This is a genomic window from Aeromonas sp. R10-1 (genome assembly GCF_040908465.1).
GTDB lineage: Bacteria > Pseudomonadota > Gammaproteobacteria > Enterobacterales > Aeromonadaceae > Aeromonas > Aeromonas caviae.
This window is the reverse complement of record NZ_JBFODT010000034.1, coordinates 41,417-61,690: the sequence shown is the minus strand read 5'-3', so window position 1 is coordinate 61,690 and position 20,274 is coordinate 41,417. Positions and strand designations below refer to the sequence as shown.

Here is a 20,274-nt window from a genome sequence, read left to right as displayed (position 1 = left end):
TTTAGTCACCGATGCTATCTGCTTTTTATGATGTCGGAATGTGAAGAGATGGTCTTGGCTATCTCAAGGGCTTGTACGGAGTGACGGCTCATCTTTCTTGCGCCCTTACATGATGGACTTTCATCAAAGGGGTTCTGGAAGAGTGCTCTGAGATCGTGTGGCTGTTTACAGTGAATAGTTTCGAGTACGGTATTATTCCTTCACATACGTCGACAGTAATCAAGGTCGCAGCCTATCCGACTTGCTACCATCGTATGCACGTGGTAGCACCATGGATGTTATTTCAGATGGTCTATTGGTTGCCTGCCAGGACAACGAGATGACTAGAAAGGGTAGGTGATATCGGCGCCTTAGCTGATAGATGTTGACCGCCAGTTTGATACCTAAGACCAATTTTATCTCAGTGTTTGTGAGCCTTAAATGGTTGTTGCTGCGGGTGTGAAAGCCTTCGTCGACTGGTATCGCGCCTATGTTTCGGCAAACCTGATCTCGGCAGGCATACTTGGGTTCCTGCGTATAGGTCAGTTCATCCAGTATCTAATCAGAGAAATTTGACAGTATGAGCATTCAAGAAACAACCCTAACAACTTCAAAGTCTGATTTGCCTCAAGGGTGGAATCCCCTCCAGTCCAACGAGGAGATCGATCTGCGTGAGCTGATCCTGGTCCTATGGCGCCAGAAAATACTGATCCTGCTGGTCGCAGGCGTCTTTGCCGCAGCAGGTATCGCCTATGCCCTGCTGGCCCCCCAGGTCTGGGTCAGCCAGGCCGAGATCAAGTCGCCCACCCTCAAGGAGGTGGAGTCCCTCGAGCTCAACATCAATCAGCTGATCAATGCCCAGGTACCGGTGGCGGCTTTTACTGCCTTTGACAAGAAGGCGCTCTATGGCGACTTCGTCAACAACTTCAACAGCTTCAACAACAAGCGCCAGTTCCTGCAAGAAAGGGGTTACCTGGATGCCGAGGCCGCGCAGGCCGACGTCACAGACCCCAAAGGCAAGCGGCTGCTGCTCAAGAAGATGGCCGAGGGGATCAGCGCCAAGGCACCGGACAAATTGCGTGAAGATGTGACGCTCTCCTTTGCCGCGGCCACGGCGGGGGAGGCCAAATCCCGGCTGGAGCAGTACATCGCCTTTATCCAGCATCAGGAGTCGGCGGCCAAGGGTAAGGAGCTGTATACCATCTGGCAGAACCGCATCAAGACGCTGCAGACCCAGTTCGAGAGTGCCAAGGCCGATACCCTCAAGCAGTTGCAAGACGATATTCTGCGTACCGAATATGGTCTGCGCATTACACAGGCGGCCGGGCTGGAGGCGCCGGTGCAGAATCTGCAGGAGCAGGGGAGCCTTCCCATCGATCTGGGGGCGCGCGCTCTCTCCGAGAAGCTCAAGATCCTCAAGGAGATCAAGAACCCCGAGTTTCTCAACCCGGCGCTGAGCGACCTGCGCCTGCAATTGGGCAGTCTTGAGGCCCTCAAGCTTGAAGCACAGCCCTTCCAGTCGTTCGCCTATCTGGCTTCGCCGAGTGAACCCCTGAGCCGCGAGCAGCCCAAGCGTCCTCTGGTCGTGGTGCTGGCTACCCTGCTCGGTGGCATGCTGGGGGTGGGCATCGTGCTGGTGCGCCATGCGTTTCGCCGACCGGAATCGGCACAAGGATGATTGAAGTGAACAAGGGGGGCTTTGCCCCCCTTCATGTATGGCGTGTCGGAAGAAAACGAGCATGACACAACAGGGAGCAGTGACGGTGACGTCGACGACAGGGATATTGGGGGTTGTCAGCCTCCTTTACTGGTTGCTTGGCATGCATTTTTTCATGCACAACCCAGGCGGGGCAGGGCTCTATCTGCCGTTCAATGCCTGGGGCTGGATCTTCGCCAGCCTGGTGATGGCCCTGGGGTTGTGGCATGTGACCCTCAGCCAGCGACTGGTGGTCTCGCCGCTGCTGACTGCCCAGTGGCTGGGGGGGATCTTGTTGTTGCTGCCCATGGCCTATCCGGGGTTCGAGCTCAAGGACTATGCCATTCCCCGGCTGCTGGGGCTGTTTGCCGGCCTGCTGTTTCTGGCAAGCCTCTATCAGTGGCGATTCGGCCGCGAGGCGCGAGACAGGCTGCTCTATCTGCTGCTGGGGGCCGTCGCCATCGAGGCGCTGCTCGGCCTGGTGCAGTATTACCTGCTGGTGCCGGGCAACTGGATTGGGTACGACACCCAGACCAACCGCCCCTATGGCATCTTCCAGCAACCCAACGTGATGGCGAGCTTCATGGCGACCGGCCTGTCACTGGCCATCTGGCTGGAGCTGCGCGGTGATGCCAACCCCTGGCTCAAGGGGCTGCGCTATGGGGTGATCCTGGCCACTTCTCTGCTGCTGGTGGTCCTGCAATCGCGAGTCGGGCAACTGGGCGGCGTGATGGCTCTCTTGCTGCTGTCTGCCCAGCTGGGGCGTGAGCGGCGGCTGGGCCGGATGCTCGCGCTGGTGGCCCTGGGCATTCTGCTCGGGCTGGCCTCGCAATACCTGATGGCCGGAGCCAGACGAGGGCTGGAGATCTACCAGTCCGGCGGCATGCGCTCCATCTACTGGCCCTACGCCGCCAAGCTGATTGCCCAGATGCCCTGGACCGGTTGGGGCTATGGCAGCTTCGAGTCGGTGTTTCTCCATCACTACATGGCCGACAAAGCGCTGAACCCGGCCATGGTGCAGATCGAGTACAACCTGGATCACCCCCACAACGAGTTTCTCTACTGGGCGGTGGAAGGGGGTCTGGCCCCCATGCTGGGCATGGTGCTGATGGGCGGGGCCCTGCTGTGGCGTTTGAGCCGGGCGGGCTGGGTCAAGGGCGCCGCCTTGCTTGCGCTGGTGACCCCCATCTTGCTGCACACCCAGACCGAGTACCCCTTTTACCACGCCATCGCCCTGTGGTGGGCGCTCCTGCTGCTCCTGTATGCGATGGATGCGGAGGTGGAGGAGCAAGACCACGGCAACTGGCGCGACCATCTGTGTCGCCCCTGGTTGCTGCTGCGCTTCATGGCCATCGCCATTCCCCTGATCGTCATCCCCTTCATGCTGACCGCCCTGCATACCGCCTGGGTGGTGACCAAGTATGAGCGGGGCGGTTACAAGCAGCCTGCACTCCTGCTCGACATCGTCAACCCCATGGCCTGGCTGACCCGGGTGGAGTTCGACGTGAACGCGGTGCGCCTCATGGTCGGTCTGCAGGCCAACAACCAGGCGGAGCTTGAAGCCTACCTCGACTGGGGGCAGGCCTTCGTGCGCCATACCCCGAGGGCCAATATCTACGCCAACATGGTGATCGCCCTCAATGCCCTGGGGCGCACGGCGGAGGCGGACAACCTGCGGGCAAGCGCCCTGATGCTCTATCCGGGTGAGCCTTTGCTCACCGTGTCGGCCGCAAGAAAGGTGGCCGCGACCCTGGAGCGCAAGCCCTCTTCATGAGGGCCGTCTCAACCCGTTTAACCTCACGGCCGCCTTTGCGGCCGTGATGGTTTTTGTGCCCGCCTCGTTGAAGGGGGAGGGGGCTGGTTGCCAAAGAGGTTCCCGGCCATCCCTTCACCTCGCCTGCGCACCGAGGCCGTTTTGCTGTACAAGGTTGCAGCAAGGGTTTCATCGGCTCGCAAAAATGGGGTTATCTGCTGGACGGCGCAAGCGCCTTGGCTAAGATAACCGTCTTAACGTCTTGTTTGGCAAGGGAGTATGACATGGAGATAGTACTAGGCCCATTAGAGGCCCGCGTGATCGGCTGCCTGATTGAGAAAGAGATCTGCACGCCGGATCAGTACCCTCTCTCGCTCAATGCACTGGTCAATGCCTGCAACCAGAAGAGCAACCGGGAACCCGTGCTGGAGCTCGCCGAGCTGGATATTCGCGCCGTGATCGACGAGCTGATCCGCCGCCGTCTGGTGGTCAATACCGCCGGTTTCAACGCCAGGGTGCCCCGCTATCAGCATCGTTTCTGCAATACCGAGTTCGGTGAGCTGAAGTTCTCGGCCCAGGAGCTCGGCATTATCTGCGAACTCTTGCTGCGTGGCCCGCAGACCCCGGGTGAGCTGCGCTCGCGCACCAACCGGCTGTGCAGCTTTGACGATGTGACCGAAGTGGATGCCGTGCTGGCCACCCTCATCGAACGGGGGCCCTATGTGGTGAAGCTGCCCCGTGAGCCGGGCAAGCGGGAATCCCGCTACGCGCACCTGTTCAGTGGCGAGGTGGATCTGCAGGCGCTGGCCGACGCGGCGCCCGCTGGCAACCTTGTGTCACCGGCGGCAGACAGACTGGCAGCGCTCGAAGAAGAGGTCGAGCACCTCAAGGGGCAGTTGCAGGGGCTGGAAGCCCGTCTGGCACGACTGGAAGGCTGAGCCAACAACCTGTCTCCAGAAGGCGCTGCGGCGCCTTTTTTGATGACAGCGCCCCTCCTGCAGCCCGTTGCCCGGTGGCAGGGGCGAGTGCCCTGTCAGCCTTGTCGCTCGCGTACCCATCAAAGGCGCCAGCTTTTTTGCACTATTTCGCGCTTAAGGGTCGAGCCGCCGCCGCTTTCCCGTTAAAATTCCGCCTTTGCACTTGCCCGTGAGTTCTGATGTCAGCCTTCACCCTCTCTTCAGATTGCCATGCCCTGCTGTGCGAGCTGCAATTGCAGCGCGCCGCCAGCACTCGTTACCTGCAAGACACCCTCTATGCCCCGGGCGTACCCGGGCGTGCGCTGCTCGACACCCTTGATCAGTTGCAGCAGTGGGGGCTTGTCCGTCAACGAACGGAGCAGCAGTGGAGTCTGACGGCAGAGGGAACCCTGACCCTGATCCTGGCGGTGCGTGCGGGGGAGTGCCCCATGCCGCAGTGGTCCCGCATCCCCTCGGTCACGGGCCTGGAGCGGGCACAGGAGGTGGTGCGCGAGCTCTGTCTGGGGGAGGCGGGGCAGATCCCGGCCTATTACCAGAGTGCCGAGCTCCTGAGCCTCCTGGATCTCCCCGATGCTCCCCGCCTGCTGGCAGGCTCCAGCCCCGCCTGGCAGGCCCTGCTGCTCGAGCACTTCGCCCTGCAGGCCCTGCTTGACGCAAAGCCTGACGAGGGCTGGCCGCTGGCAACGCTGGTCGCCTCCTGCTCCCCGGCGCTCTCTGGCCAGATCCAGGCTCGCGCCCGAGAATGGGAGTGGCTCTGCGGTTCCTTTGGGGGCGAGGTAACCACTCACTGGCCTGCACTGCAACAACTGGCGCAGCAGGGGGATGAGCAACCTCTGGCCGAGCGGCTGCTGGGGGCGCTTGGCCAGTGGCAGGGGCAAGAGGCGTCGCCTTGGCCCCGGATGTTCAGCGCCCTGCTCTGGCTCGGCTGGTTGCAACAGGCAGATCCGGTGCAGGGGAGCGAGCAGCGCAAGAAGTGGCAGCGCAGTCTGGGCCATCACTCCCCCCTGCTGGCCGATCTGCTGGGGCAGTGGGCCGGAGATCGCCACGGACAGGCGGTCGGCCTGTTCGATACCCTGCAACTGCCGCTGGAGGAGCTCCACTGGGGTTACCTCTGGCTCGATCTCTGCGCCCTGGCGCGCCACGGCGAGCAGAGCCCCCAGGTGACCATATTGCACAAGTGGGACCTCTCCCACGTGCTGGACGCCGAGCCCCGGCATCGCCTGATGGCCTTCTGCCAGGATCTGCTGCGACTCCTGCTTGGCCGGGAAGCCGCCCATTGGCCCCTGCGCGCGTTGCGTCCTGCTCAAGGGGAGGAAGAGGATGCCACCGAGGAGGAAGGCAAGGCCCCCGCCTCGGCAAGCTGGCTCAACTGGCTGCAGGGGTTGGGACGCTCGAGCGGGGTGCGCAAGCCCCAGGAGCGGCTGGTCTGGCTGCTCCACGCGGAGGGGCCTGAGCTTGAGTGCAAGATCCAGAAGCAGAGCACCAAGGGGGAATGGACCGCCGGGCGAAGGGTCGCTCCGGCCCTGCTTTCCACCCAGTACGCCAGCCTGCTGGACGAGGCGGACTGGGCACTGGTGCGCACCCTGCCGCGCAACATGGGCAAGCTGCCCCGGGATGCCTGGGTGCCCCTGGCAAACCATCCTCGCCTCTTCAATGCCAAGGGGCAGAAGCTGCAACTGGCCGTCAGCGCCCCCCTGCTGCAACTGGTACAGAGCGGGGAGGGCATGAGCGCCAGACTACATCCTGCTCCCGCCGCCCGCGGTGCGCACATCGTCCCCCTGGCTCAGGATTTGTGGCAGCTTATTCTGACACCGCAGGCACTGCTGGACAGATTACCGGCCCTGGAGGCCATTCCGGCATTGCCGCCGGCCGGGCTCGAGGAGCTGCAACGCACGCTGGATGCGATCCCCCATCTTCCCTGGCACAGCCAGGTGGCGGGGCTCAGGGGCAACGCCGAGCTGGCCCCCTGGCCCGGCGTTCCCTCCGTCCTGCTCGACTGGCAGGAGGGGCAGCTCGTGGTCCAGCTGGTGACCCGGGAGGGGGACCTGCCTCCCTTGCCTCTGGGCAAGGGGGAGGCCATCGTGCGCCAGGGTATCCGGGAGTATCACTACTGGCAGCGGGATCTGGCTGCCGAGAAGGACGATGCCCAGCGCCTTCGCAACCAGTTGCCCATCGGCCTGCCCGGCAACGAGTGGAAGCTGGACGGGGAGCAGGCGCTCACCCTGGTCAACGCCCTGCCGGAGCTGGTGGACGCCGGTGTGGTGGTGCACTGGCACCAGGACAGCGCCCGCCTCAAGAGCCTTGATGAGGCGGCCCTGAGCCTGCGCATCGAGCGGCGTCAGGACTGGTTCCAGGTGGAGGGCGCGCTCTCGCTGGACGAGCACCAGATCCTCGATCTTCGCCTCATCCTGCGCCAGCTGACCCCGGGCCAGCGCACGGTGCAGCTCGACGAGAAGACCAGCCTGATGCTGAGCGACAAGCTGGTGGAACGCCTCACCGTGCTCGGCGCCATGCTGGACAACGAGCAGCGCATCAACAACAAGCTGGCCTATCCGCTGGCCCGCCTGCTCTCCGTCATCACCACCGAGGGGGATGCCGCCTGGCAGAATCTCCAGCAGGAGTGGCAGCAGGAGGTGAGCTGTCCCCCCGAGCTGCTGACGGCGCTGCGGGACTATCAGAAGGAAGGGGTACGCTGGATGGCGACCCTGGCCCATCACGGCTTTGGCGCCTGTCTGGCCGATGACATGGGCCTGGGCAAGACCTTGCAGGCCCTCATCGTGCTGCGTATGCGCCAGCACCTGGGCCCGGCGCTGGTGGTGGTGCCCAAGTCAGTGGTCACCAACTGGCAGGAGGAGGTGGCCCGCTTTGCCCCCGAGCTCGAGGTGGTGGTGTTCGACCATCCCGCCGAGCGGGAGACCCTGATCCAGGGGGCCAGGGCCGGACAGATCGTCCTGGTCAACTACGGCATGCTCGGCAGTCTCTCCCAGGCGCTCAAGTCCCGCCGCTGGTCGAGCATGGTGCTGGATGAGGCACAGCAGATCAAGAATGCCGGTACCCAGCGCGCCAAGCTGCTGTTCCAGCTCGACGGGGATTTTCGCCTCGCCCTCTCCGGCACCCCCATCGAGAACCATCTGGGGGAGCTGTGGAGCCTGTTCAGCTTCATCAATCCCGGCCTGCTCGGGAGCCTCGGGGAGTTCAAGCGCCGCTTTGGCAAGGCGGTCAAGGATCCCCAGCACATGGCGATGCTACGGGCGGTGATCAGCCCCTTCATCCTGCGCCGCCTGAAGCAACAGGTGCTGACGGAGCTGCCGGACAAGACCGAGATCATCCATCACATCAGCCTCTCCCCCGAGGAGCGTCAGCTCTACGAGGCGACCCGGCGCGAGGTGGTGCAGCAGGTGCAAAGTGCCGATGGCCGTGCCCTGATGCATGTGCTGAGCGGCCTGACCCGGCTGCGCCGACTCTGCTGCTCCCCCCAGCTGGTGATGCCGGAGTGGTCCCAGACCAGCAGCAAGCTGGACGAGGCGATGGCGCTGCTGGACGAAGCCATCGATGGTGGCCACCGGGTGCTGGTGTTCAGCCAGTTTGTCGATCTGCTGAGCCTGCTGCGCAGCCGTATCGAACAGCGGCAGTGGGACTACTGCTATCTGGATGGGGGCTGCTCGGCCAAGTCCCGTCAGGAGTCCATCCTGCGTTTTCGCCATGAAACGGTGCCGCTCTTCCTCATCAGCCTCAAGGCGGGGGGCACGGGCCTCAACCTGACCCAGGCCGACACCGTGCTGCACCTCGATCCCTGGTGGAACCCGGCGGTGGAGGATCAGGCGAGCGATCGGGCGCACCGCATGGGCCAGACCCAGCCGGTGACCGTCTATCGCCTGGTGTGCGAGCAGACGGTGGAGGAGAAGATAGTGGCGCTGCACGACGAGAAGCGGGCACTGGCCGACGGCCTCCTGAGCGGCCAGTCCGAGGTGAAGGGGCTGGATGTGGAGAGCCTGCGGGCACTGCTGATGAGCTGACGGCGGGCTGTCGCTCGATGTGACAAGGGGAGCATCCGTGATGCTCCCCTTGTCGTTTGTGGCGGTGCCGAGCCTGCGCTACCCCTGATAGAGGTAGAGGTGCAGCCGCTCTATGATGGGGTCACCGCCAATCTTGCGATCCCGGCGTGCCTGGCGCAGCTTGGGCGGGTAGTGGCCCAGATGGGTGACGGCCGGCTGGGTATCGGAGCAGAGCAGCAGGGGAAGGCTCGCCTTGATCTGCTGCTTGCGGGGCTCCCGGTCCTGCCAGAGCAGGTTGATCATGGGGTGGGTCTTGACCGGCCTGCGGATCCGCAGGGCGGCATCCGCCGGCAGGCGGCGAATGTCGTATACCTCCTGATCCACCATCTTGCTCCACTCTTCGTTGTCAAAGAGCGCCGGTACATACCGGCGGCTTCGCTCCAGCATCTCCAGTACCTGCTCCCGGCTGAGGCGGCTGATGCTCTGCTTGTCGGCCCAGGTGAAGCCCAGTGAATGGAGATCCCCCTGAAGCCAGGTCAGCTTGCGATAGACCTGCAGGGTGATGACGCCGGGCAGGGCACCGTGCACCAGCTCGAACTTCTCGTCCCGCCCGCCCGCCGCCTGCACCATGGCCTTGAAGGCGAGCTTGTGCGCGTTGATCTCCTCGATGACGGGGGCCAGCTCCCTGGCGCAGGCGGCAGGAAAGCGCAGCCAGCCGGGCAGACGGTGGGTCGCCTTGGTGGAGCAGCCGGGGCGGGCGCTGTGGTCCTGAAAGGCGGCGAGGGTGGCGGCCAGGGCCGCCTCGCCCGAGAGATAGCCCACCTCGATGGCCTCGATGGGCTCATGCTCTTCCCCCTGGGCCACGGCCGGGAGGGGATAGACATGAGCCTCCAGCAGGTCGAGCTGGCCCAGTTGCCGGGCAAGGCGTGCCAGCGACGCCTCCAGCAGGGCCATCTGTTGACGCAGGGCGGCGGTGGGGGTAAAGGTGTCCATCGGCAGATCCTGTGTGTGCCGCTCCCCTGTTCAGCATGGTATTGGGACAACGTGGGGAGGCAGCATGATAAACCACTGTATAAATAACCATACCAGTATGATGGCAGGGTGCCAAGTGTCCGGTGCCACCCTGACGATGGGGGTGACATGGGGGCATCCGGTTCAGGTTGCCTATTCGTATCTTTTTGTTAAATAACGATCTTGTTGCGATCTGTTTGTTAACAAAACCTGGTGACTGAGAGTTTGCACCCTACTGACTCGCCGTCGTGCCGTGCATAGCTAGCGTGGGAAAGTGCATAGTTAGAAGTGGGTGGCGCAGGAGAAAATGCTGCCAGGTTGAAAGGGGGAAAGTTTCAGCATTATTTCATTTTAAAATCATATGGTTATGGCTCTTTCCTTAGCGATATCAACCATTACTTTTACTAATGTTATGTATCAAAATTCGTCAATTGAGGCACCTCCCCGCCCTGACTAAGCTTTGCGCATCAAATCCGAGCCTTGCGCAGAACTAGAGAGAGGAGCCATATCATGGCCAACATGACTTATACCGAAGCCGGTTACCAGCATTCCAGCGAATCGAATCTGGTTGCTCGCGTCAAGATGACCGTCCTGACATGGCTGGAACGCAGCCGCAGCCGTCGCCAGCTCTCCGAGCTGCCCGCCTACCTGCTCAAGGACATCGGTCTGAACGAAGCCGACCGCTATCAAGAGACCACCAAGCCGTTCTGGCGTGGTTGATCAGCCGGGCATGGATGCCTTGTTTTTCTGCTGATACCAGGGGCATGATGCCCACCCGTCTGCCGAAGGCATGCTGCCTTCACCTGTCGATACCCGTTCACTGATTTCCCTCTCCCGTGTTTCCCCCCGCTTGACCCTGTTGCATGAGTTGTCACTCATTCTCGCCACTTTTGTATCCTTACTGTTTGAATTTGTTTAAAAACTGATTTTAAGCCCGGTTGCCTTGCGTATAATCCGGCCATGGCATTCCAGACTAAAGGGTGAGACGGATGATTCCCCAGCATGACTTTTTGGCCCTGACGCGCCGCCATGAGTGGCAGCTCGAGCCTTTCGCCTTCAATCTGACCGACGGTACCCGGGTGAGCGTGTGGGATACCGGCGTGATCTGCCTGGAACCCGCTTCCGAGGCGGGGCAACCCGGGCACAAGGACATCGTCCTCTCCTGCGGCATCCACGGCAACGAGACAGCCCCCATCGAGATCTGCAACCAGTTGCTGACCCGGTTGCTCGCAGAGGAGCTCAAGGTTCGTCACCGGGTGCTCTTCCTCTTTGGCAACCCCGCCGCCATGAACCAGGGGGTGAGGGAGGTGGAAGAGAACATGAACCGCCTCTTCTCGGGCGCCCACAGCAAGGGGGAGGGGCTGTGCAACCGGGAGCGCATCCGCGCCATGCGTCTGGAGCAGTATGTGAGCCGCTTCTTTGCCGACTCGGGCAGGCCCCGTTACCACTACGATCTCCATACCGCCATTCGCGGCTCGCGCCACGAGAAGTTTGCCGTCTATCCCTTCCCCCACGAACGCCCTCACTGCAAGGAGCAGGTACGTTTCCTCGGTGCCTGCGGCGTGCGCACCATACTGCTCTCGAGCGGCCCGACCACCACCTTCAGCTATTACAGCTCGCACCAGCACGGCGCCCATGCCTTTACGGTGGAGCTGGGCAAGGTGCGGCCCTTCGGTGAAAACGACATGACTCGCTTCATCGAGGTGCGCCAGACATTGCAGGAGCTGGTGACCCAGGATGAGGTGGCCTTCGAGCCATGGCGAGCCGATGACTTCACCCTTTTTGCCATAGATCGGGTGATCAACAAGCAGTCGGAGCAGTTCCGCTTCCTGTTTGCCAGCGATGTGGACAATTTCACCGAATTTCCCCAGGGTTTTGTGCTGGCAGAAGATGGGGATCGGCAATACAGGGTAGAGAAACCGCGGGAAGCGGTGGTCTTCCCCAACGCCAACGTGGCCATCGGACAGCGCACCATGCTGCTGGTGGTACCCACCCGTTTGTGGGAGTGAATTGACGCCTTTTTGTCATGCTGATCCTGCGCCACGGGCGGTGGCAAGCAGCATGGCGGTGATGGGTATGATCCCGAACTCGATATGACAGGGAGCCTGAACAGGCTCCCTTCTTTGTTTATGCTCGCCGAAAATTCCGATTACCTTCGAAAATAAAAGAAGTTTCTACTGGTCTTACCTGGATGAATCTCGTTGCCCTTTGGTTAACATGTTGTTTACATTTTAAATGTCACCTCATGGTGGTGACGCTGACAACGGCAAGGAGCCAGTTATGACCCATGTCGACATCCCCTTCCTTCGTTACCTCGATGAGGAGGGGCGCCCGGTCGCGACACTGCCGACCTGGCTGGACAAGGCGATGCTGCACACCTTCTACCGCAACATGGTGATGGTGCGCAGTTACGACAAGAAAGCGATAGCACTGCAGCGAACCGGCAAACTCGGCACCTTTCCCTCCCATCTCGGGGCGGAAGCGGTGGGGATCGGGGTCGGGCTCGCCATGCAGCCAGAGGATGTCTATGTGCCCTACTACCGGGACATGCCCACTCTCTACGTGAGGGGCGTGCCCATGGAGCAGAACCTGCAGTATTGGGGCGGCGATGAACGGGGCAGTGTCTTCTACAAGGCCGATGGCGAGTTGTCGGAAGACTTGCCCATCTGCGTTCCCATCGCCACCCAGATCACCCATGCTGCCGGCATCGCGGCCGCCTTCAAGCTGCGCAACCAGCCCAGGGTCGCCGTGGTAACCATCGGCGATGGCGGCACCTCCAAGGGAGATTTCCTTGAGGGGCTCAACTGTGCCGGTGTCTGGCATCTCCCCATGGTGATGATCATCAACAACAACCAGTGGGCCATCTCGGTGCCGCGCAAGTTGCAGTCGAGCGCGCCCACCCTGGCCCAGAAGGGCATAGGGGCCGGGGTGCGCAGCCTCCAGGTGGACGGCAATGACGTGGTGGCGGTCTATGAGGCGACCCGCGCCGCCGTCGAGCGAGCTCGCAGCGGCAAGGGGCCGACGCTCATCGAAGCCGTCAGCTACCGGCTCGGGGATCACACCACCGCCGATGATGCGACTCGCTATCGTGACGGTGCCGAGGTGGAAGCGGCCTGGGCCAGGGAGCCGGTCAAGCGGCTGCGCCAGTTCATGTTTGAGCGGGGCTGGTGGGACGAGCAGCAGGAACAGGCGCTGCTGGCAGAGGCGGGCCGGGAAGTGGAACGCGCCGTTGCCGCCTATGAGGCCATCACGCCCCAGGCGCCGGAGACCCTGCTCGATTACCAGTTTGCCGAGCTGCCGAAGGCCTATCTTGCCCAGCGCCAGCGCATCATCGCCAAGGGCATGCAGCAGAGCGGGGAGGGACTATGAGCGATATCACGCTGCTCGAAGCGATCAATCTGGCATTGCACCACGAGATGGCACGCGATCCTGATGTGGTGGTACTGGGGGAGGATGTGGGGGTCAACGGCGGTGTGTTTCGCGCCACTGTGGGGCTTCGCGATAAATTCGGGTTCAAGCGAGTTATCGATACGCCGCTGGCCGAAGGACTCATCGCCGGGGTGGCGGTGGGCATGGCGACCCAGGGGCTCAAACCCGTGGCCGAATTCCAGTTCCAGGGCTTCATCTTCCCGGGCATGGAGCAGATCATCTGCCAGGCGGCACGGATGCGAAACCGGACCCGTGGCCGCATCACCTGTCCCATCGTTTACCGCTCCCCCTACGGCGCCGGCATCCATTCACCCGAGCACCACAGCGAGAGCGTCGAGGCCCTGTTTGCCCATATCCCCGGGCTGCGGGTCGTGATCCCTTCGAGCCCGAAGCGGGCTTACGGCCTGCTGCTGTCGGCCATTCGGGATCCGGATCCCGTGATGTTCTTCGAGCCGGATCGCATCTATCGCTCCATGAAGTCGGATGTGGTGGATGACGGCGTCGGCCTGCCGCTGGATGTCTGCTTCACCCTGCGTCCCGGCCGGGACATCACTGTGGTGGCCTGGGGTGCCTGCATCCAGGAAGTCATGCGTGCGGCGCACCTGCTGGCGGAGCAGGACATCCAGTGCGAGGTGCTGGATCTTGCCACCATCAAACCCCTGGACATGGAGAGCATCCTGACCTCGGTACGCAAGACCGGGAGGCTGCTGGTGGTACACGAAGCCTGTGGCAGTTTCGGGGTGGGTGCCGAAATCGTGTCCCAGGTGACCGAAGAGGCGATGACTGCCCTCAAGGCGCCGCCAAGACGTCTCACCGGCGTGGATGCCGCCGTCCCCTACTATCGCAACGAGGAGTATTACCTCATCACCGAGCAGGAGATCGCGCAGGCGTCTCGGCAACTGATGGAGAACCAGTGGCTATGACGCGCGACAGGTACGGATGCGCAAGTGCCTGGGCCACAGGGCTCCATGGTGTCTGTCAATGTTTGGTGATGTCCCAGCAGAGGGAGAGCAGGTCATGAAATTTTTCAAATTGCCGGATCTGGGCGAAGGACTGGCCGAGGCCGAGATCGTCGAGTGGAAGGTGAGCGCCGGTGATACGGTGCAGGTAGATCAGGTACTGCTGTCGGTGGAGACAGCCAAGGCGCTGGTGGATGTGCCCTCACCGGTGGCCGGGGTCATCGCCAGATTGTGCGGGCAGGAGGGGGACATCCTCCACATCGGGGCACCGCTGGTGGAGTTTGAAGGGGGCGAGGATGACGGCACCGTCGTTGGCAAGGTCAGCGCCCATCAGCAGCATATCGAGGATCATTTCGTGGTGGGGGCCATGGCGCCCGGCGGCACGCTGGTGCAAGCCATGCCAGCGGTACGTCTGCTGGCGCAAAAACTGGTACTGGACATCGACAAGGTCAAGGGAACCGGCAGCGCTGGCATGGTGACCGAGCAGGATGTGCAACAGGCGTTCGAGGCCCAGCAGGAGAGCGGCAACGAATTCCTGAAAGGCTCGCGCCGGGCCATGGCCAAGGCGATGGAGCTCTCGCACCGGACTGTGGTGCCGGTGAGCATCACCGACGAAGTCGACTTGCGCCACTGGCGCCCGGATGAAGATGTGACGGTGCGCCTCATCAAGGCGATCGGCGTGGCGTGTCGGGCCGAACCCTCCATGAATGCGTGGTTTGACGGAGAGACTCTGTCGCGGCGTCTGTTCAGGGAGGTCAATGTGGCCATCGCGGTCGACTCCAAGCATGGGCTCTATGTGCCCGTGATGGAGAACGTGGCAGAGCGGGACCCGGCTGACATACGGCAGGGGCTGGATCGGATGATCGCCGATGTGAAGGCCCGTGCCGTGCCGCGGGACATGCTGCAGGGGGCAACCATCACCCTCACCAACTTTGGCGCCATCGCTGGCCGTTACGCCAGCCCCATCGTCACACCACCCCAGGTGGCCATCATAGGAGCGGGCAAGTTGTTCGAGAAGGTGGTGTTCATCCACGGCGAGGCGCGCCCGGTGCGTGCACTCCCTCTGTCGATGACGTTTGACCACAGAGCCTGCACCGGTGGAGAGGCGGCTCGCTTCCTCAAAGCCCTGGTTCAGGCACTGGAGTCGGCACAGGTCTAAACCGCCGTACCCCGCCGCTGGCGGGGTACAAATTTGTTTGCGTAATCGACAAAGGCACGTATAATCTCAACCAGCTTGAAAGGGCGATAGTTATGTCAATGAATATGATGTTTTACATCTTTTCCTGTTGTTCATAAGTAATCCCGTTTTTTGAGCTTTACCCGCTGAAAAGCATAAGTAATTATTTTGAATACAGGTTTAAAGATATGTCTAACATGATCACCGGTACCGTTAAGTTTTTCAACGAAACCAAAGGTTTTGGCTTCATCCAGCAAGAAAACGGCCCGGACGTTTTCGTTCACTTCAGCGCCATCCAAGGTAACGGCTTCCGTACCCTGGCTGAAGGTCAGCGCGTACAGTTCTCTGTGACCCAAGGTCAAAAAGGCCCGCAGGCTGAGAACGTAACTGCTCTGTAATTCTTGCAGAATTTAAGAAAGCCGTGGTACCTCTGGTGCCACGGCTTTTTGTTTTCATGGCTTCTCAATACGCGTCATGACCCTGCTCTCCTCCCTCTTGCTGACCGTGGCGTTGACCGGTCAGGCCAGCACGCCAACGCCGGATCCTGCGGTGAATGATGCCGTGTCCGTGTGTCAACAGTTTGTACATGTTCGTCTGGGAAACGCGGTGAAACCCGATGAGATCAGGGTACAGCCGGTGCCAAAACGGGCGGGAGAGTGGCTGGTCGATGGCAAGATAAAAGGACCCGAAGGTCCTTTGCTGTTTGCTTGTCTGCTGCGACAAGGAGAGCGCTGGGAGTTGCTCAACTTCTCGCTCTGGGCACCACAACCGCTCAATTCGGCTTGAGTGCGACCAGCAGGTGTTGGAGATGCTCCAGCATGGTCATGCCGAAAGGGGTCAGATAGCCGCCATCTGCCGCGGTGATCAGGCCCTGGCTGTGCAGGCGCGCTGCCGCCTGGCAAAGCGCTTCCGACATGTCGCTGCGCAGCTTGATCCCCAGGCTCATGTTGGCCGGATCAAAACACGCCAGTATTTTCAGCTCATTCACAAAATCGTCAGAAACCTGGTTGATCCCACTCATGGATGCACTCCTTACGCTAAAGATGTATGCAACCTAGCATCCCCGGTGCCTCTTTAGTGGGCGCTGGCTCAAACAATTGGCCTTTATCGGGGCCGCTCTGGTTCAAACGCTGCTTTTTTGGACGCTATCTATCACCGGCCCGGCTGGACGCAAACGCCCCCAGCAAGGCAAACATGCTAGAATGGCACCCTCGTTCACCCTCATGACCAGGCGTGATGCCAGGTCATCTTGTTCAAGGCGCGTCTCATGATCACTGTTACTCTGGTCTCTCTGCTGCACTCTCTGGGTCCCCGTTTTCCTGTTTATGCTCCCTCCTTGCTGCTCCCTCTCCTGGCGCAACATCAAGGAGATCTCTGGCTGCCGGCCATTCGTGGGGAAGACGTGACAACCCTGCGCCAGCATGGCAAGGATGCCCAGAGTCTGGCTACCTTGTCGGCAGGCTGGTGTGAATTCGCGGCCCAGAGCAAAGAGACGCCGGAGCTCGATGCGCTGGCAAGCTACGATGAGGAGATGCTGGACAACCTGCAGATGTACTGGCGCCACCCGAGCAAGATAAACAGCCCGATCACCGATAACCTGTTCGAGCTGCGCCGCGAGGTGGTGGACGAGGCCCATGGCGGCAAGCTGGTTGCTGCCTGGAGTGCCGCCCAGCAAGCACGGCTTGAGCAGATCATGGTGGGGGCTGCTTCGGGGCGGGATCAGCTCTGCTTTGTGGAAGTGGAGTCCGCCTATTGGCTGAGGGAGCGACTGGGTGAGACCGCGGGACTCCGGCTGTTGACCCCCGAGCTGGGGTGAGGTGATGGAAAGACGGATGACCCATTACTCCTGCTGGACAAGGGGTCGGCAAGATGTGAACATGTCGCCCTTTAATGAACGAGAGACTTGACCGATGAGCTATGAACTTAGCGACACCGAGCGCAATGCCGCGCTGCAACTGAACGCCGATTACCGCTTTGATCACTTCATCAGCAAGCTGGTCGAGCACGAAGAGCTGTTTGTCCTGACCGACGAACACGGCGTCATGATGCTGACGACCGAAGAGGAAGACTGCATCCCGGTATGGCCGCATCCCGACTACGCCGAGGCCTGGGCCGAAGGGGAGTGGGCCGAGTGCAAGCCGCAATCCATCACCCTCAAGGTGTGGCTGGATCGCTGGGTGGACGGCATGGAGCAGGATGATCTCTGCGTGGCCGTGTTCCCGACGCCGGATCAGGAAGGCATTGTGCTGGACCCGGCCGACGTCGCCGACGCCATTGCGCAAAAGCAGGCCAAACGCGGCTGAGCGCCCTCTGCCTGGTGCCATCCCGGTTGTAACAAAGACCCCGCCAATGTGCGGGGTCTTTTGTTTTGGGGCTGACGGTGCCAGCTGCCCTATTTTTGCTGGTAGGTGGTATCCGTGATGGTCACTGGCGGGAAGGTCTGCCCCCCTTTGATGGCGGCCCGGGTCTGCGCCTTTGCCGCTTCGTCAATCCAGAGCAGGCCGCCGAAGCTGTAACCCGAGTTGGAGCCGTCGAGGGGCCAGTAGAGCAAGTCGCTCTGGGGGGTTGCCGGCACCTTGGGCAGGCGTATCCAGCGCCAGGCGCCGGCCCGGGTATAGGGCACCTGATAGGCGGGGACGAAGCTGGCGAGCTCATAGAGTCGCTGCTGGATCTGGCGGGAGAGGTCGGCCTTCTTGCCGAAATCGAACGCCTTGTCGTATTGCTCCACCAGGGCAGAGATCCTGTCGTCATCGATGTTCATGATGTTGTTGGTCTGGGGCTTGTTGGCATTGACCTTATGGAAGTGTTCCCAATAGGCGGGATAGCGACCACCGCTCCAGGCCATCCAGGCACTCTGGTGTTTTTTCTCCAGCATGGATTTGAAGCCGGAAGACGCATCCATCAGATTGAGCTCGAGGTTGAGCCCCGCCTTTTTCGCCTCTTCCCGCAGCAGGGTGAGGCGTTGTGCATGTTCCGCCGTGGTGTAGGTGATGCTGAGGGAGAGGGGCTGGCCCTTATCGTTTCGCAAGATGCCATCCGGCCCGGTCTTGGTAAAGCCCGCCTTGGCAAAGAATTCGCGAGCAAGTGCGGGATCGAAGGGGCGCGCCTTGAGGTCGGTATTGGTGAAATCTCCCTGGCCCGAGCCATAGGTGTTGAGACGCTGGTAGTCCCCCCGCAGCAGGGTCGCGATCATCTTGTCCAGGGCGAGGGCGTGCTGGATGCCGAGTCTGACGTCGAGATTGCTCAGCAAGGGATCGGCGGTGTTGAGATAGAGCCCCATGGGGGGCTGAGGCGTCTGGTTGTAGAACCAGAGTCGCTCGATATAGCCCTTCTCGAATTCGGCGGTCTTGCTCTTGTCATGCCACCAGTTGGGCATCACGAGTGGGAAGGTGTCGAGCTCACCGCGCAGGAAGTGCTGCCAGGCGATGTTCTGATCCCTGAGCACCTTGATCTCGATGCGATCCGGATTGAAGCGGTGCTGGAAGTAGCGCTCGTCGTTCCCCCACCAATCCTTGACCCGGTCGAAGGTAACCGACTTGCCCTTCCTGAGCTCGCCAATCTGGTAGGGGCCGGTGACCGGCAGCACCTTCCAGTTGTACTCCTTGACCCAGTTGGCGGTCAGCTTGATGGCGTGGCTGGGCTCCGGGGTGAAGGGGAGAGCTTCGAGCAGATCTTCCCGGCTCTTCTCGGTGCCGCTGGTGATGGCGAGGGTGTGATCGTCAAACTTGGTCACTTCGCTTATCTGGGTGCTGTAGTAGTTGTTGTACCAGGGGTCGTTGATCTCCTTGCTGCGCATCATCTTGAGGGTGAAGACCCAGTCGTCCGCAGTGACGGGCTGGCCGTCCGACCAGCGGGCCTTGGGGTTGATACGAAAATAGAGCGTCTTGTTATCCGCGCCGAAAGCCCACTGGTTGGCCAGCATGGGGATGGGATTGCGCGTCACGGGATGGGTGCTCAGGAGCGGCAGGTTGGTCTCGCGCACGTAGGCCGCAAAACCGCCGTTGGAATCCGGCCCGTATTTGCGCAAGGTGAGCGGAAAGCTCGACATGAAATCCCGGAAGGTGCCGCCTCGCTTGGCCTCGGTGTCTGCATAGACGGGATCGGTGTCGTTGCTCTCCCATTTGAGATCTGCCGGCAGGGTGGCACTCCAGCCGAACGGGCTCCAGCAGAAGGGGAGCAGCATGGCCGTGACCCGCATGATGCCTGGTAAAGAGGGGATGATCGAAAATGACGGATGACGCATGTCCTTGCTCTCCTGATGATGGCATCCTGCCGAAATAACGGGGTGGGCCCAAGAGGGCCTGACCCATGATGGGAAGTTTCCCGGGCGAGGTCAATCCTCGGTTTGGGTCTTCAAGAAGCGCATCTTGCCCCCCAGCAGATGCACCACGAAGCCGAGCAGCACCAGACCCGAGCCCAGCCATTGCAGGGGAGTGGGGTGTTCATCGAGCAGCAGGGCGGCGGCCACCATGCCGACACAGGGAACCAGCAGGGAGAGGGGTGCAACCTGGGCCACCGGATAGCGCATCAGCAGCCTCCCCCACAGGCCATAACCGAGCCAGGTGGCGATAAACGAGAGATAGAGCACGCACAAGACGCCCTGCCAACGGATGTTGAGCAGGCTGCTTGCGATGAGTTCGGGCCCCTCGAACAGCCAGGAGAGCGCGAAGAAGGGCAGGATGGGCACCAGCCCGCCCCAGGCGACCAGGCTCGGCAGAGAGGTGCGATAGCGCAGACCTATCTGGCGATTGATGACGTTGCCAAGGCCCCAGCAGGCGGCTGCGCACAGCGTCAGCACAAACCCGATGAGGGTGAGGTTGCCCTCGCCATGGGTGGCAATGAGATAAAGACCTGCTCCCGCCAGCGGCAGTGCCACCCAGTGGTGGGGCTGCCAGCGCTCTCCCAGCCAGATCATGGCGAACAGCAGGGTGAAGACCACCTGGGATTGCAGCACCAGGGAGGCCATGCCGGCGGGCATGCCGAATTTCATGGCGCAGAACAGGAAGGCAAACTGGCCCAGGCTGATCGCACCGCCATAGGCCAGCAGCCAGCGCCAGGGCATGGCAGGCCTGGGGACCAGCAGAATGGCGGGGAAGACGACTCCGACGAAACGCAGTGCTCCCAGCAGCAGTGGGGGGATGCCTTCCAGCCCCCACTTGATGGCAACGAAGTTGAGTCCCCAGCAGAGAATGACCAGGGCGGCCAGACACTTGTCCTTGGTTTGCATGCAGCATCCTTGTTTGAGCGGCGCCGGCACGGCAGGGCGCCGAAGGGGTCGAGCATACCTGCTACAGGGTG

17 protein-coding genes are annotated in these 20,274 nt (G+C 61.6%); 13 read left to right on the top strand and 4 right to left on the bottom strand.

The features are described 5' to 3' along the window. Positions 1-601 precede the first annotated feature (601 nt). The 4 genes from AB5Y93_RS16840 to AB5Y93_RS16825 all read left to right on the top strand — a co-directional run bounded on the left by AB5Y93_RS16840 (position 602) and on the right by AB5Y93_RS16825 (position 8,421). On the top strand, positions 602-1,657 hold the full coding sequence (locus AB5Y93_RS16840) for an LPS O-antigen chain length determinant protein WzzB (protein ID WP_368229896.1): 1,056 nt from the start codon (positions 602-604) through the stop codon (positions 1,655-1,657). Positions 1,658-1,799: 142 nt separating this feature from the next. Next, positions 1,800-3,449, top strand: coding sequence for a Wzy polymerase domain-containing protein (locus AB5Y93_RS16835; RefSeq protein ID WP_368229895.1), 1,650 nt, complete (start codon positions 1,800-1,802; stop codon positions 3,447-3,449). 263 nt (positions 3,450-3,712) lie between these two features. After that, positions 3,713-4,366 carry a YceH family protein gene (locus AB5Y93_RS16830; RefSeq protein WP_039040218.1) on the top strand — a complete coding sequence of 218 codons (654 nt, stop codon included), beginning with the start codon at positions 3,713-3,715 and terminating at the stop codon, positions 4,364-4,366. A 218-nt stretch (positions 4,367-4,584) separates the two neighbouring features. After that, positions 4,585-8,421 (top strand): DEAD/DEAH box helicase, encoded by a 3,837-nt coding sequence (locus AB5Y93_RS16825; protein ID WP_368229894.1) that lies wholly within the window; start codon positions 4,585-4,587, stop codon positions 8,419-8,421. Between the two features lie 78 nt (positions 8,422-8,499). On the opposite strand, the gene AB5Y93_RS16820 is transcribed toward AB5Y93_RS16825, so the two are convergent. Beyond that, positions 8,500-9,393 (bottom strand): DNA replication terminus site-binding protein, encoded by an 894-nt coding sequence (locus tag AB5Y93_RS16820; RefSeq protein ID WP_039040220.1) that lies wholly within the window; start codon positions 9,391-9,393, stop codon positions 8,500-8,502. A gap of 528 nt (positions 9,394-9,921) precedes the next feature. On the opposite strand from AB5Y93_RS16820, the gene AB5Y93_RS16815 reads away from it, so the two are divergent. The 7 genes from AB5Y93_RS16815 to AB5Y93_RS16785 all read left to right on the top strand — a co-directional run bounded on the left by AB5Y93_RS16815 (position 9,922) and on the right by AB5Y93_RS16785 (position 15,762). Further along, a complete protein-coding gene (locus AB5Y93_RS16815) occupies positions 9,922-10,131 on the top strand; it encodes a DUF1127 domain-containing protein (RefSeq protein WP_010675316.1) in 210 nt (69 codons plus the stop codon). A gap of 269 nt (positions 10,132-10,400) precedes the next feature. Then, on the top strand, positions 10,401-11,420 hold the full coding sequence (gene astE / locus AB5Y93_RS16810) for a succinylglutamate desuccinylase (RefSeq protein ID WP_368229893.1): 1,020 nt from the start codon (positions 10,401-10,403) through the stop codon (positions 11,418-11,420). 271 nt (positions 11,421-11,691) lie between these two features. Further along, a complete protein-coding gene (gene pdhA, locus AB5Y93_RS16805) occupies positions 11,692-12,780 on the top strand; it encodes a pyruvate dehydrogenase (acetyl-transferring) E1 component subunit alpha (RefSeq protein WP_041214862.1) in 1,089 nt (362 codons plus the stop codon). Further along, a complete protein-coding gene (locus AB5Y93_RS16800; protein ID WP_368229892.1) occupies positions 12,777-13,763 on the top strand; it encodes an alpha-ketoacid dehydrogenase subunit beta in 987 nt (328 codons plus the stop codon). Before pdhA ends, AB5Y93_RS16800 begins: the two co-directional genes overlap by 4 nt. A gap of 94 nt (positions 13,764-13,857) precedes the next feature. Further along, positions 13,858-14,958, top strand: a complete 1,101-nt coding sequence (locus AB5Y93_RS16795) for a dihydrolipoamide acetyltransferase family protein (protein WP_368229891.1) — start codon at positions 13,858-13,860, stop codon at positions 14,956-14,958. Positions 14,959-15,164: 206 nt separating this feature from the next. Continuing rightward, positions 15,165-15,374, top strand: a complete 210-nt coding sequence (locus tag AB5Y93_RS16790; protein ID WP_005302803.1) for a cold-shock protein — start codon at positions 15,165-15,167, stop codon at positions 15,372-15,374. 76 nt (positions 15,375-15,450) lie between these two features. Then, a complete protein-coding gene (locus AB5Y93_RS16785; RefSeq protein WP_111736037.1) occupies positions 15,451-15,762 on the top strand; it encodes a hypothetical protein in 312 nt (103 codons plus the stop codon). Here the strand turns inward: AB5Y93_RS16785 and AB5Y93_RS16780 are convergent. Beyond that, positions 15,749-15,997, bottom strand: coding sequence for a TIGR02647 family protein (locus AB5Y93_RS16780; RefSeq protein ID WP_010675310.1), 249 nt, complete (start codon positions 15,995-15,997; stop codon positions 15,749-15,751). The two genes, AB5Y93_RS16785 and AB5Y93_RS16780, sit on opposite strands and share 14 nt — an antisense overlap. A 246-nt stretch (positions 15,998-16,243) precedes the next feature. Between AB5Y93_RS16780 and AB5Y93_RS16775 the strand changes: the two genes are divergently transcribed. Then, positions 16,244-16,792, top strand: a complete 549-nt coding sequence (locus AB5Y93_RS16775) for a hypothetical protein (RefSeq protein ID WP_180906939.1) — start codon at positions 16,244-16,246, stop codon at positions 16,790-16,792. Between the two features lie 94 nt (positions 16,793-16,886). Next, positions 16,887-17,279 carry a DUF2750 domain-containing protein gene (locus AB5Y93_RS16770; protein ID WP_368229890.1) on the top strand — a complete coding sequence of 131 codons (393 nt, stop codon included), beginning with the start codon at positions 16,887-16,889 and terminating at the stop codon, positions 17,277-17,279. A gap of 89 nt (positions 17,280-17,368) precedes the next feature. Here the strand turns inward: AB5Y93_RS16770 and AB5Y93_RS16765 are convergent, their stop codons facing one another. Both AB5Y93_RS16765 and AB5Y93_RS16760 read right to left on the bottom strand, forming a co-directional pair. Continuing rightward, on the bottom strand, positions 17,369-19,219 hold the full coding sequence (locus tag AB5Y93_RS16765; protein ID WP_368229889.1) for an extracellular solute-binding protein: 1,851 nt from the start codon (positions 19,217-19,219) through the stop codon (positions 17,369-17,371). Between the two features lie 90 nt (positions 19,220-19,309). After that, positions 19,310-20,203 (bottom strand): EamA family transporter, encoded by an 894-nt coding sequence (locus AB5Y93_RS16760; protein WP_010675306.1) that lies wholly within the window; start codon positions 20,201-20,203, stop codon positions 19,310-19,312. Positions 20,204-20,274: the final 71 nt, after the last annotated feature.